Source organism: Belliella pelovolcani, from assembly GCF_900156785.1.
Classification (GTDB): Bacteria; Bacteroidota; Bacteroidia; order Cytophagales; family Cyclobacteriaceae; genus Belliella; species Belliella pelovolcani.
Map to the genome: position 1 here is coordinate 110,375 of NZ_FTOP01000001.1, position 13,521 is coordinate 123,895.

Below are 13,521 nucleotides of genomic sequence, written 5' to 3' on the forward strand. Positions count from 1 at the left end.
ATTATTTTTTTATATTAAATGCTTTACTCGCTTTTGACTTTCCATCTTTAAAGAAATTAATCAAAAACTCACCAAATTCAGGATCAGTCTTAAAGTCTGCTAATCTTAAAGCAACCGCAGGTTCAATATCCGACACACTGATTATTTTAAGAGCTTCCATATAATGATAAACTGCATTTTCAATTTTCATCTCTGTCATTGTATTGAATATGTCATACAACCGTTTTTGTTTCGGGTTTCTTTTTAGATTTGAGGATAAAAGATTGAAAAATGCATCTTTTTCAATATCGCTAAATGGTTGAAATTTTTCAGAAAGTAGAGATTTTGTTACTGTTGCCGTCATATTATCAGGTAATAACTCATTAAACAAAGCCCTTACTATTGGCGGAATCATACTAGTCGCAGTGATTGAATTTTCCAATTTATCACGAGCAATCCAATAATAATCTCGCAAATCAACTCCTGACAATAACGGTTCTATTTGAAACCATTTTATTATTTTAGGTTTACTCCATTCCTTGAATTCAGAATCTTTTATTTCTGAAATTACATCATCAATTACCTTTTCCTTAGACATAGCTTCGATATCGGTTATTTCTTTCGGTACTCCGTCTTGAGCAATTTGCCATTCAAATAACTTCTTGAACAATTTGGGTTCAGAGTATTCAAGTATCATCATTTTTGCAAGAACGGCATCATCAAAACTTTGTAAAGATGCCACTTCTGCAAGTCTTTTTCTGATAGTATAAGTGTTTAAAAAACGTTTAATCTGTCTTGGGTTTCCATACAAACTATTTGTGATTAAGGGTACTAATGAAGGAATTGTAATTACATTATCTTTAACTTTGCCAAACTCCCCTGCTTCTAAAATCTTCTCAAAATTCGATAATCCAAATGCAGAATACTTATTTGTAACCCTATACTTCCTAAATTCATCAAGTACTCTTTTAAACTTAGTATCTCCTATCTCCTTTTTACATATAAGCATTGATATATAAGTTTCGACTTCTGATTCAGAAAGTCTGGGTAAAGAATATGGAAGCTGAATTAATTTTTCTAAGTAATCAATCACAATCCGGTTGTTATCTTCCTCAATTTCTTTGTTGTTTTTATACTTGTGTTTAATTGCATATTCCACAATCCGAGGGTCTGCTCCAATGATGAATGCTGTTTTGGGAACGTTAAGAAAAAGTTTAATTGCTTCAAGGTTTTCAATAATTCTTTCTGGGCTACATCTATCTAAATCATCTATTATAACTACTAATCTTTTAAAGTTTGTAGCTGCTAACAAGTCTGAAAAATCCTTTCTAAATTCAGATACTGCATTTGTCAAATTTTTATCTTGTTCTTTTCCTTTTTTTACAAAGGCTTCAAATATCCTTTTCCCTTCTTCAGATTGAAGCTTTTTAATTATTTTATCTGGATTGTCTCCCCATTCTGCCATTTTCTGATATGCAAATGGCACTAAACTAAGCCCTCCTGTAAAATATGCCGAAACAGCAGGTAGGGCAACATTCTTCATAACCATACCAGCGCCACGCATCCAATCAATAGATTTCCAAAGTTTCTTTGCTTTCTCCTTTATTGTATCTTTTAACTCAGCGGAAATTTTTCTATTGTCCTCTAATTCTTTGAGAATCGAATTGAGCAATGCTGCTTTAGCATCATCATATCCCTCAAAAGTCCATCCATTAAAATAAATACAGAGTGAGTCCTTATCATCTTCTTTCTCAAATTCTTCTTTTACTATTTGTAAAATACTAGATTTTCCGCTTCCCCAATCACCAAAAACGCCAATTGTAATAGGCAATACAGATTCATCATTAAGAATGTTAATTAACAATTCTGCGTGTACTCTAAATCCTAAAAGGTCTTCTGATGTTTCATTATCTGCCCACATTGTTTACAAAGTTATTTACAGTAATATTCATAGTTATCTGCTTTAATCAAAATGGCCCTCTTCCTATTAGATGTATCTTTAATAGAAACATAAAACAAAATTTTTAATCAAAAATGTAACTGATTTTAACATTAAATATTTTCTAGTTAACACTATTGATATTATCAGAAGGTTATCTTAAATAAATTTTGATTAAATCTACCCCTTTCTTAACTCCTAAAATATACCCATAACAGGGTATTTTTGATAAATTAAGAGCAAAAAGAACAAAAAATTAACTTTCTCTTCCCCAAAAGCCTTTACTTCAGGGGAAAGAAAATTAAAACCAGACTACTTTCTTGCATTCTTTGCACTTCTTGCACTATGTGGTCATACGGCTTGGAAATGCTGATTTTGAGGTCAATTTATTGCAAGGTTAATGCAAAGAGTGCAAAATAAATTACTTCCCTTTCTTGGCATTCTCTAACTCTTCTATGAAAGAGAATACATTGGAGGAAGGGTTGTCAAAAAGTTTCGACTCTTTGGCTCTTTCGCACGGTCTCTTGGTTTGTTCCGTTTACTCATTAAAAATCCCCTTTAACATTTCCAATGAGTCACTAACGATAGGTACAGCATCAAACCTTCCTTGAAGGTATGCTTTCTCCAAGTCCATTGTATCTCTAAAATCACTGTAATCATACAATGAATATACTTCTGTTGAAGCATCCTCCTTTTTATTGACGAAGTATATCTGATCTTTACGCAATTTCTTCAAGTCTAGAAACTTTGTATTGTGCGTAGTACAAAGCAATTGAGCACTTTTACTCGCTCTGAAAAAATTGAAAATATACTCAATGATCTTAGGATGAAGACTTTCTTCAATTTCATCTATCAAAAGTATCTTGTTGTTTTTCACGATATCCATGATCGTAAGCATAATAAAAAACAACTTTATTGTACCCTGGGATTCTTCAGTCAAGAAGTCAAACCCTTTAAGAGGATCCCTTTTGTGAAAAGTGGTGATTTGCAGACGCTCCTGTACAACCTCTTCTACGGTAACCGTGAGCGTATCCAGATTAGCATTGAAATTTTTACCTGGTTGTTTCAGAGATCTAATCTTCACGTCTACAATATCACTATCGGCAATTTTCAAAGCATCGATCAAAAGCTCTTTATTTTCCTTACTCAATCTTTCAATAGCCGACATACCAAAACCTAGGTATTGTAGAATAAATGTATTGTGGAAGTAATTGAAGATCTCTTTAGGAATCTCCCTATCCATTTGGCTTGCTCTACTGATATATAGGGTTTTGTTGGAGGTGTTTTCAGCTACATCCATTGGCCTCTTGATTACATCTCCAAAAGTATAAATATCACTCTTCTCTTTACCTCTTCTTTCATCTCGGGTAAAAACTTCTTTGATCCTTCCTTTTGGATAAAAATGTAAGCTTTCCGCAATGATCTGTGTATTGGTAAGACTGAAAGCATACTCATACTCAATCCCTTTGGATAAGAACCTTATAAAGTATTTGCTTGGCTTATTGGCATACCCATCAAATTTGAATGGTTTGAAATTGAAAATGGTATTTTCATTATGCGTATGTGATCGAAATACCAAGGTATTGCAAAAACGAATGGCCTTGATGACATTGCTTTTTCCAGAAGCATTGGCTCCATACATGACCATCGTTTTGAGAACATCAGTTTTATCATGGCGAAACACATTATCCACTAATGCTCTAGCATTGGCGGATTTAATGTTCGCTGCTCTAAAATCTAGACAAACTTCATCTTTGATGGAGAAAAAATTGCTAAGACGAATCTCTAATACCATTTTAATAGCTTATTATGTAAATATTTTACAAATATAAACTTTAAAATGACATAAGTGTTTTTTTGTTTTGTTTTTCGACTAGCAATAAGTTTAATGAATATGGTTGCAGGTTTTTAGATCATCTTCTTTGGAATAAAACTACGCTGAGCCGATTAACCCTTTTAATCGGCTCAAATTATTGCTATATTTGAGCCGATTAGATAAAATAATTGGCTCATGACCTACAACTGGCAACATCAAAATTGGCCTAATTTCCAGTATGATATGGAGACATTACAGCCTTTATTTCTAGAATTTTCCTTGGAATGGGCTGAATTGAGCGGGATGGAAAAAGGACTCACTACAGATTTGGAGGAAGAAACGGTCATCAACATCATGGTTTCCGAAGCCATAAAATCCTCTGCCATTGAAGGTGAGTATTACAGCAGAGAGGATGTCATGTCTTCAATCAAGAATAAACTTGGACTAAACAAAATACCTGTTAGGATAAAAGATCGCTATTCGGCTGGGATTGCTGAGTTGATGGTAGAGGTAAGAACTAGCTTTAAAATGCCGCTAAGTACAGAAATGCTAAAAAATTGGCACAAAATCCTCTTTATTCATGTCAAGAATTTACTTGTGGGCGATTGGAGAACGGGGCAGGAACCCATGCAGGTGGTTTCTGGATCCATAGGAAGAGAAATAGTGCATTTTGAGGCTCCACCATCAGATCGGGTGGCCAAAGAAATGGAATTGATGGTTGATTGGTATAATCAAGCCAACTTCCCCCAAATCAATGTCATCGGTTCAGCTTTGTTAAAATCAGCCATTGTGCATTTATATTTTGAATCCATACATCCATTTGAAGATGGTAACGGAAGAATCGGCAGGGCGCTTGCAGAAAAAGCATTATCACAATATCTGGGAAAACCAGTCTTATTGAGTATTTCTAAAATCATTGAAACGGATAAAAATGCCTATTACCAGGCATTGAAAGATGCCCAAAAGAGCTTGGATATTACCAATTGGATAGCCTATTTCATCAAAGTGATCATCACTGCCCAACGAGACTCTAAAGCTTTTGTAGCATTTCTTCTGGGGAAGGTGAAGTACTTTGATAAGTATAAAAACTTCATGGATGAAAGACAGACCAAAGTCATTGAAAGAATGTTTGAAGCAGGTCCAGAAGGCTTCCAAGGAGGCATGAGCGCTAAGAAGTACATGTCCATCACTCAGGTTTCCAAAGCCACAGCTACCAGAGACCTGCAATTCCTTCACGAAAATGGACTTTTGATCCAATCAGGAGCAGGTAGATCTGTGAGGTATGAGTTGAATTTACTAAATATGAAATAACCATGATGGATCAAAAACGCGAAGAGGAGAAGGAAAGACGAAAAAGAAGAAATCAAAGATTGATTACGGCATTCTTTGTTGGATTATTTTTTATGAATATTCTGTTAATGATGATCTTGCCTCCATTTTCAAAGGAAGCTGAAATTAAAGGTAAAGTCATTTTTTATGTGCCAAATCGTGGATCAGCATTAGTGTTTTTATCTAATAAAATATTTCCAGTATTTGAAGATAACTTTACAATATTCGATAAAAATGTAAATGTTGGAGACTTCATCCAAAAAGCAGCGGAATCCGATTCTCTTATTATTTACAGAAATAATATAAAGACTGTAATCAAGCTGGAGCCTGAATGATTTTGGGGTTTAAGTGGAATAATAAAAATACCACCCATTTTTTAATTCAATAATTCGTCCGACAATAAAGCCGAATGGAGGTATTCCATCTCCTAACTTAATATCCCCTTTATAGGATTTGATGTATCCATATTCATTGTCGATAAAGCCATCAATTGTTAATACCAAAAATTCCTCATCTCTGTGAAGTGAAATGATATCAGCTTTAATCATATTTTGCTGAATGTTAAAAACATCATCTATTGATATATTATTTTCCTCCATATAATCCCCAAATGCTGCTTTAATTTGAGTTTTGGTTGAAAGCTTTTTACTGTCCCCTATATAACTTTCATCAATCCTTTTTGAATATCTTAGAAAGTCAGACATTTCATGAATACCGCTCTCTAAGCTAAGGTTTTCTATTTTTTCTAATCTAGATTTATTCAGATTGTAATGGAGTTGGTGACTTAAACTGTTTTTTGGAAATAGGGAAAATGAAAATGAAATTAGTATGATAATGACAGGTGCATATGAAACTAATTTCTTAACCCCATTAAAAAAAATGAATACGGTTGAGAAAATCAATCCTAGAAATAAAACAACTAACAATGTCAGTACATCAAATAAAGGACCTAGGAGTAAAGAATACTGTAATTCAAAAACTGTTGCTAAGAATATTAATATGCTAAATACAAACGCCAGAATTTTTATGATTGAATTCATATTTTAAAGTAATTGAAATTTAAATAATTACAAAATTCAATAAAATATCAAATTCAAAGTCGAATCAAGATATAAATTATTTCACCAACTCTTGACTACCATTCAATTCATAAGGCTGAATTAATACCTCTACAGGCAAACCTAAGAGCTCGTGAAGGTTTCTGATCATATCTATAGTCAAAGCTCGCTTACGGTTGAGTACAAGGCTTACAGTGGTCTTACTGCCAATGGCAGTGATCAAGTCTTTATCTTTAAGCCCTTTCATTTCCATAGCTTCTTTGATGGCCGTGATAGGCTCGGGCAAAGCGATAGGATAATGCTCTTTTTCATACTTCTCTATCAGCGTCACCAATAGCTCTGCTTCCATTCCTTCAGGACTATCTGGATTGGCATCAAATATTGAAGAAAGCCTCTTTATCGCTTTTTCATATTCCTGCTCCGTGGTGATGATTTTATCCCATTTCATATCTACGATTTGATTTTACGATTTAAAACTGGTCAACTGTATTGGCATCAACTTTATCATATTCGGTATGTGTGCCAATAAATTTGATAAATACCCACTGCCTTACATAACTAACCTGAACGATAAGCCGATATTTATTTCTTGCGATATTAAATACCACCCTATTATTTTTGACTGGATCAGCATCAGGAAAGTCTTTGACTACATCCATTGACTTTTGCCAATCAGCTCCTTTTGTAATGGATATCCATGTTTCAAGACTGGCCTTCGCATCGGGATGCTTTTCATAGAATTTTACCAGATTTCTTAAAGCAATGATGTTTTTCAATGATTTATACTTTTACAACGGTTGAAGATATATAAAAGTTTTCAATATGAAAACTTTTATCTGATTTAGATATGAAATTTAAGAATTCAGAAGAAAACTTTTCTTTTCAATAGAAATTAGGTCAAACTTGATAAATATCCAAAATCAATAAGTATTTTTAGGTACATCAAATAATTTTAAATAATGAGATCAGCAATTCTAGTTTCCTCAACTGAAAGACTTGAAGGTTATGAAATTGAAAAGTATTTTGAATTGATTTCTACAAATGTTGTCTTAGGTACAAACTTCTTTTCAGATATAGGAGCATCATTTACTGACTTTTTTGGAGGGAACTCCGAAATATATCAAAGCAAACTCGAAAAAATTTACAAAGTGGCTATTGATAAGTTGAAGAATAAAGCAGCAACTTTTAATGCTAATGGAATCATTGGAGTAAGAATAGATTTTGATGAGATTTCAGGGGGTGGTAAATCGATGTTTATGATTTCTGTATGTGGTACTGCCGTGAAATTGAAACTTTTAAAGAAAGTTGATTTAATAAAGGAGAATAATTCGTCTTTTACATCAGATGAACTTGATGTTATGTCTAGAAAGATTGCCATCAAACTAAAAGTAGATCAAAATCAAACTCTAAGTAGCAGTGACTGGGAATTTTTAATTGAGAATTCATTAGAAGATCTTATTCCAAATTTGGTGGAATCATATTTTAAACTGGTTAAGGATTATCCATACTCAGACCAATTAAAAATTTATAAAGGTTATCTAACTGTATTGCTGAGACAGAGCACTCCAGAATTAGTTGAGAATACACTTTATGGAATGTATGCTTCAAACCCTGAAATTATTTCACAATTAATTGTTGAATGTGAGGTGTTTTCCCCTTCCTTAACGATAGATTTAATTGAATCAGGAAAAATACATTATGCTATAGCAATTCTTGAAGCCAAAAAGAGTTTTTATACAGCTGATGATTATACTAAAATGGTAAATATTTTGAATCTACTAACCACTTTACCTGATACTGGCAAAATTGATGCAGTAAAAGGAATGTTGGGTTCGAAAGAAAAATTCATTTGTGACAAAGGTCATCAAAGCCCACCGGATTTAGTTTATTGCACTGAATGCGGTCGTAACATAAAAGGTGTTACCAAAGGAGAAGAAATAGCCATAAATCAATTCTCAATGAAAATTGAGGCTTTAGAGGAGTTATTCAAAACTAAAACCTAGTGGTTATACTTTTACATGATTTTATTCATTTAATTGGATTGGATTGGATTTAATAATTCACATCAATATTACATAGTAATCATACGATTATTTTACAGCCAATTCTTTTGAAAGATTGAATATTGAAACTTGATTTTCAGCAGGATATGCAGAACCTTTAATTCTAGATCTAATTATTCCTTTGTAACCTATAATCCTGAGTAAAAGAACCTCTAAATAAAATATTCCAGTATTCAGTAAAGGCCATGTTTTACCTTTGAGTTTTTCCAAATCTTTCTTTTTAGATTCTGAATAATGAACATATGCATTTCTTATTAAAGGAAATACATAGGCAAAATCTTCAGACTTATTTAGATCGAATTCTTTGAAAGTTTTTCTGTATTCCTTAGGGAATTCTGTTGATAAACTGAAATGAAAGAGAAGACTTCTAATTTTATTACTTGCGTAATTTTTTTCTTTGTCAGATTCACCAAAAGCTTTAATTTCTCCTTTCTCTAAAACTAGCCAACTATATAGAGTTTCAAAGCTGTTTTGTAAAAAAATGATCGAGCCGTTAGTGTAACCAGAGTTATTTAAAGCTTCTAAATACCAATGGATCACAAAATCCATTTTTTCAAAATCACTTTCAGTTTCCGTGACATTTAAAAATTTATTCCATAGTGAGCAAAATTCATCATCAAAGCGGAAAGGTAACCAGGATTGAACATATTTATGATGATCAGTAATGTATGGTGAATAGTCTTCCCAAATTATTTTTTCATCACTTGAATATGCTTTCAGAAATAGTGGTGCAACTCTCCTACCATTTAAAAAAGATAAAAATATTTTAAGCCTCTTAACAATGAAATTGACTCTATTTAGTGGAGTGACTTTGTTGAACTTTATCCTGCAATTGTTAGAGATAATATAACCTCCTTCGCTCTTAATTGCTTTTTTGCTTTTTTCATCAAGAATGTTTTGAATCTCTATTGAGTGATCAGTAGAAATAAAACTTATATGTCCTAACCTTGAACCTTTAGGACTTTTCTGGTATGATAACCCAAAATATTCTCTAAAATTAACTAGATTAAAGTCTATGTATTTTATCTTTTTCTTACTTTGAGTAAAAATTAATTTTTCATTAATGCTTCCTTTAATGTTAATAGTTTCGCCATAAAATTTATTTTCTATAAAAAATTTCACCTTTTTGTTTTGACTCCCAATTGTAATTGATATTTCATTTTTATCAAATATTGCCTTCAAATCAGAGCAATCAAGGATTTCAAATCTTAATTGATGCCTTGGAACCCATTTGACAAAGATTTTTCCATTAAAAAGATGAGTACCAAAATGAAATTCTCCTTGGTATATCAATATTTCTTGATTTGGGTATTCCATAATTATGGTAGAAACTATTCCTTTCTTTCTCACCCATCACCCCCTTCCACAATCCTAATCTCCTCCTCCGTCAACCCATAAAGTTCATAAACCAATTGATCGATTTGGCTTTCTAGATATGTTGTATTTAAAGAAGGCGCTTCTTTTTTATTTGATAGAATTGTATTTACTAGTTCAGTAATTTGTTCACGTATCGATTCATTTCCAGTAGCTATTGGGATTTGACTGAAATACTTCCAAATAAGTTGATAACCATTTTGAATAGCTGTGCAATATTTTGAAATAAGCCACCAACCTATTCTTGAATTTAATATCCCTAGTAGTACTTTGTCATTAGTAGGTAGAATCCACATTGAATTATTACAGTACAAATTTTCTTCATCATAAATGAAACATGGTTTTACTTGAAATACCTGATACATAATTTTCGGCTTCTCAAACTCTTTCCAATAAGCAATCGAATCTTGTGTCTCAAACCATTTTCCAGATGTCTTTTTTCTTGAGCCCTTTAATCCACTTTGTTCTAGACGCTCAATCCCAAAGCCCTCTAAGTGTTTCTTAATTCCTTGAAATTCTTCAATGTCTATTTTTAAACTAGGAAATGTTCCGATTAAATATGAATTGTCAGACCTGGAATACCAAGGCTTGACATCTCTTCCTCGAAGTAATGGTTTTATGAGATCAATTGATCTTGGATCTAATTCAAAAATATACTGTTTCTTTACTTCATCAATAAAAAATGCTTCTGATAGACCTGTTTTTATACCATAGTTCGCTTCACCGTTAAGAAATTCATATAATGGTTTGCTTACTTTTTTAATCTTTACCAATAAGTTTTGGTCCTCAGCATTACTTATAACCCATGTTTCATCTGATAGTGTTTCTTGATTTATCTCTCCTTTTTTCGTAACCACATAACTTGCGAATCCATCTGGGAAATCAAGAGTTGAAATCGGTACTGATGTAAAGGAACTGGCGGAAGCTGATTTTTTAGCCGTTAAAATGCAAGGGTAGGTAGTGGCTTCTTCAAATACTTGTAAATCTCCAAAGTCCAATATTTCTACCAAATCATTTTGAAGTAGAAAATTTCGTGCTGCTTTTCCGTATCCTGCTTGCATAAATTTATTAGGCATGATATAGTTGATAAAACCATTTTCCTTTAAAATTGAAAAACCTCTCTCAATGAAGAAAACATAAATATCAGCAGTGCCTGAATAAGTTGAAAAAACTGATTTAAATAATGCTTTAAATTCTTTCAATTCCTCCTGCCTAATATACGGCGGATTCCCAATCACCACATCAAAGCCCACAAAATCCCCTGATTCATTCAATACCTCCGGAAACTCAAACCTCCATTCAAAGGCATTTTCATAGATCTTGTTGTTTTTGATCTCCTCGATCTCGGTGGAGAGCTTTTCCAGCTCGGCTTCTATCTTTTCTACTTTCTTTTTCCTGTCCTTTTTCTCCTTAGCAGATACCTCAAATAGTCCAGTTTGCATGGTGAGGTTATAGAGCTCTCCACCAAGTTTAGCCTTACGCTTGATCTTGGGATCATTATTGGCTATCTCAGAGCGAAAGTCAGACTTGATCTCTGCGATCAGTCGCTCCATTTCTCGCTTTTCCTGTTTGTTTTGGGCATTTCGATAAGTAGTCACCGCCATGCGATAGCTGTCTATCGAGAACTTACTTTTCTTCAGTGCCTCACTCAGATCAGCATCGATAGCAAATCGGCTTACAAGGGAATTCCCACATTTGATATTGATATCGATGTTTGGCAGGGTTTCCAATGCTCTAAGACCTGTCAGGTTTTCAAAACCTGACAGGTCTTGCTTGTAGTAAGCATTCTTCAGCAACTCAATCCATAACCTCAATCGGCAAATCTTCACCGAATTGGGATTGATATCTACGCCAAATAGACAATTTTCGATGATCGTCTGCTTTTCATGAAACAGGGTTTCTTGGATACGTTGGCTTTCTTTATTGGATGGATTGTATTCAAAGAGTTCTCCCTCTTCGTCAGTCACGATCAGTTCATCATTGACTACTTCTACTTGATACTCTTTCAACCGCTTGCCATCCCGATCTTGCAGAATTTTCAAGTCGTTTTTTACCGCAATCATTTCATTGAGTGCAGATACTAAAAAGTGTCCAGAACCTACAGCAGGATCACAGATTTTGATGCTGTTGACGATTTCATTGGCTTGTTTCCGATCTTCTATTTGATCATATATCTCGTCCAGACTTTGCGAAAGCTCTGAACTCTCGGATAGCTTAAATCCTGCTTCTTTGAACTTCTGTACCACAGCCCTTCGGATGGTCTCCCGACACATGTACATGGTGATAAAACCAGGGGTGAAGAATGATCCATCTTTGTAGCCATTGATTTTCTCGAAGATCAGGCCAAGAACAGAAGCATTGATCAGGGTCTTGTTGTCCTCTTGAATATCTTCCGAACCTTCGGAACTGAAATCATAAGCATTCAAGAATTCAAACAGATACTCCAAGGTGGAGAGGTTCCCTGTTCTCTTTTTCCCCTGTTCGTTTTTCAGTACCGTGGAAGAAATGATTGGCACTGTCTTTTCATCTCTCAGATTGGAGATAAATAGCGTATCATGCTCCATATCTGTTGGCTCAAAGAGTGAGCTGTTCAGATAAGGCACATTTCCAAAAACCTTGATTATCTCCTCGGACCTGTCTTCATATTTTCTGGCCAAGACCTTAAAAAACAAACTATTCAGGTCATCGTAATTTTTGATCTTATCCAGGTTCAGGAAGGAATAGGATTTATCACCCTTATGGTAAGTGATCAGCTGTGCTTCCAGTAGTTTCAGGAATAGTATTCTATTCACCCATGTGATGCTCAGCTCAAGGGCTACATTGAAGAGCCTTTCATCAATAGTATTGCCATATTGACTTGGTCTTTCCAGTCGGCTGATCTTATCCAAGCTATCCAGTTCTACAATGGCATTTTCCAAAATAGAACCCGCATGCCTTTCACCAGACTTGTTTCTTCCGATCAGCTTTTTACCACCTTCCTTGGTTTCACTCAGCCCTATGATGTGCAGGAGTTCGCTGTAGAATCGCTTATCAAGGCTGTTGCTATCATTGGTAAAAGGAAGCTTCAGCATATGCTCAGGAGAAAGCAACTTAAAGAGCGCTATCAGCTTGACATCATCCTTTTTATCTGCATTGCGAAGGGGTTTGTCGTATGTCCTAAGGTCAAAATAAGTAAACGCCAGCTCCCCTTCCAGTTTATCGATCTCACGAGCTGCGATTTCTTTATAGAAAAAATCAGTAGTCGTTCCAGATAAACTTCCTGATTCAAAAGCCTTGAAATCTTTCACCAGGTTCTTATTTTGTGCAAAAGCCTTTTCAAATACCGATGCATCAAACACAAACCATTCATAGATATTGGTCACCACTAGGTGCTTAATTTCCAGATTGTTTTGAGTAATACGCTCTCTCAAGAAGTATAATACCAGTTCCTGAAAAGATTTGACATTGAGGCTTTTGATGGATTTGGCTTCTGGGGAAAGAGAAAGCATTTCAGCCTTATTTGAAGGCCTTTTGGTTTCTAATATTACCCCTACTGGGCTTTTTCCATCTTTTCCAATATGGATTACCAAATCATTTTCCTTTTTTGTGTTTATGAAATAATCTGGCTCATAAAATGTTCTCTTAAGAAAATCTGAAACTAAATTTTTTAAATGTTCTTCTCTCTCACTTTCATTGATCTGATCCAGCAATTGAACCAAATTATCCTTAAATACCTCAATCTGGGTTCTTACAGGTTTTACTTTTAAAAATGCCTTATTTAATGCCTGTCTTGGTTTAAGAAATTTGTGGTTCATTCTCCCTGCTTTGTTATTGAAAAATTCCAACAACCAATTTGCTTGTTTTTAGTGGGATTTGCAATAAAACGAACCCAGTACTTTAGTTTTTTGAGCTAATTTGACAGTTTTTGACTCAAATTAAAACTTGAGCTAATGTAAAATCCAATTAAAAACATTTAATAATTGA

General features: G+C 34.0%; 10 protein-coding genes. 3 read left to right on the forward strand and 7 right to left on the reverse strand.

What is annotated here, in order from left to right:
• Position 1: 1 nt before the first annotated feature.
• The gene (locus tag BW935_RS00525; protein ID WP_076497517.1) at positions 2–1,900 is read right to left on the reverse strand and encodes a KAP family P-loop NTPase fold protein; all 1,899 of its coding nucleotides are present in this window, start codon (positions 1,898–1,900) and stop codon (positions 2–4) included.
• Positions 1,901–2,456: 556 nt separating this feature from the next.
• A complete protein-coding gene (locus tag BW935_RS00530; RefSeq protein WP_076497518.1) occupies positions 2,457–3,713 on the reverse strand; it encodes an AAA family ATPase in 1,257 nt (418 codons plus the stop codon).
• A gap of 216 nt (positions 3,714–3,929) precedes the next feature.
• Between BW935_RS00530 and BW935_RS00535 the strand changes: the two genes are divergently transcribed.
• On the forward strand, positions 3,930–5,045 hold the full coding sequence (locus tag BW935_RS00535; RefSeq protein WP_076497520.1) for a Fic family protein: 1,116 nt from the start codon (positions 3,930–3,932) through the stop codon (positions 5,043–5,045).
• 2 nt (positions 5,046–5,047) lie between these two features.
• Positions 5,048–5,398 carry a hypothetical protein gene (locus BW935_RS00540; protein WP_076497521.1) on the forward strand — a complete coding sequence of 117 codons (351 nt, stop codon included), beginning with the start codon at positions 5,048–5,050 and terminating at the stop codon, positions 5,396–5,398.
• Positions 5,399–5,407: 9 nt separating this feature from the next.
• Here the strand turns inward: BW935_RS00540 and BW935_RS00545 are convergent, their stop codons facing one another.
• The 3 genes from BW935_RS00545 to BW935_RS00555 all read right to left on the reverse strand — a co-directional run bounded on the left by BW935_RS00545 (position 5,408) and on the right by BW935_RS00555 (position 6,897).
• Positions 5,408–6,103 carry a hypothetical protein gene (locus tag BW935_RS00545; protein WP_076497524.1) on the reverse strand — a complete coding sequence of 232 codons (696 nt, stop codon included), beginning with the start codon at positions 6,101–6,103 and terminating at the stop codon, positions 5,408–5,410.
• A 76-nt stretch (positions 6,104–6,179) separates the two neighbouring features.
• On the reverse strand, positions 6,180–6,569 hold the full coding sequence (locus tag BW935_RS00550) for a helix-turn-helix domain-containing protein (RefSeq protein WP_076497525.1): 390 nt from the start codon (positions 6,567–6,569) through the stop codon (positions 6,180–6,182).
• Between the two features lie 22 nt (positions 6,570–6,591).
• Positions 6,592–6,897, reverse strand: coding sequence for a type II toxin-antitoxin system HigB family toxin (locus tag BW935_RS00555; RefSeq protein WP_076497527.1), 306 nt, complete (start codon positions 6,895–6,897; stop codon positions 6,592–6,594).
• A 183-nt stretch (positions 6,898–7,080) separates the two neighbouring features.
• Between BW935_RS00555 and BW935_RS00560 the strand changes: the two genes are divergently transcribed.
• Positions 7,081–8,124, forward strand: coding sequence for a YbjQ family protein (locus BW935_RS00560; protein ID WP_076497530.1), 1,044 nt, complete (start codon positions 7,081–7,083; stop codon positions 8,122–8,124).
• A gap of 87 nt (positions 8,125–8,211) precedes the next feature.
• Here BW935_RS00560 and BW935_RS00565 read toward each other — a convergent pair whose 3' ends face one another.
• Both BW935_RS00565 and BW935_RS00570 read right to left on the reverse strand, forming a co-directional pair.
• Positions 8,212–9,501 (reverse strand): YopA family protein, encoded by a 1,290-nt coding sequence (locus BW935_RS00565; protein WP_076497533.1) that lies wholly within the window; start codon positions 9,499–9,501, stop codon positions 8,212–8,214.
• Between the two features lie 29 nt (positions 9,502–9,530).
• Complete coding sequence (locus BW935_RS00570; protein WP_076498121.1) at positions 9,531–13,352, reverse strand: class I SAM-dependent DNA methyltransferase; 3,822 nt, start codon at positions 13,350–13,352, stop codon at positions 9,531–9,533.
• Positions 13,353–13,521: the final 169 nt, after the last annotated feature.

What these genes read in the sequence shown, in the direction of transcription:
- BW935_RS00525 (WP_076497517.1), bottom strand. Translation starts at nt 1,900, where the DNA reads ATGTGGGCAGATAATGAAACATCAGAAGACCTTTTAGGATTTAGAGTA.
- BW935_RS00530 (WP_076497518.1), bottom strand. Translation starts at nt 3,713, where the DNA reads ATGGTATTAGAGATTCGTCTTAGCAATTTTTTCTCCATCAAAGATGAA.
- BW935_RS00535 (WP_076497520.1), top strand. Translation starts at nt 3,930, where the DNA reads ATGACCTACAACTGGCAACATCAAAATTGGCCTAATTTCCAGTATGAT.
- BW935_RS00540 (WP_076497521.1), top strand. Translation starts at nt 5,048, where the DNA reads ATGATGGATCAAAAACGCGAAGAGGAGAAGGAAAGACGAAAAAGAAGA.
- BW935_RS00545 (WP_076497524.1), bottom strand. Translation starts at nt 6,103, where the DNA reads ATGAATTCAATCATAAAAATTCTGGCGTTTGTATTTAGCATATTAATA.
- BW935_RS00550 (WP_076497525.1), bottom strand. Translation starts at nt 6,569, where the DNA reads ATGAAATGGGATAAAATCATCACCACGGAGCAGGAATATGAAAAAGCG.
- BW935_RS00560 (WP_076497530.1), top strand. Translation starts at nt 7,081, where the DNA reads ATGAGATCAGCAATTCTAGTTTCCTCAACTGAAAGACTTGAAGGTTAT.
- BW935_RS00565 (WP_076497533.1), bottom strand. Translation starts at nt 9,501, where the DNA reads ATGGAATACCCAAATCAAGAAATATTGATATACCAAGGAGAATTTCAT.
- BW935_RS00570 (WP_076498121.1), bottom strand. Translation starts at nt 13,352, where the DNA reads ATGAACCACAAATTTCTTAAACCAAGACAGGCATTAAATAAGGCATTT.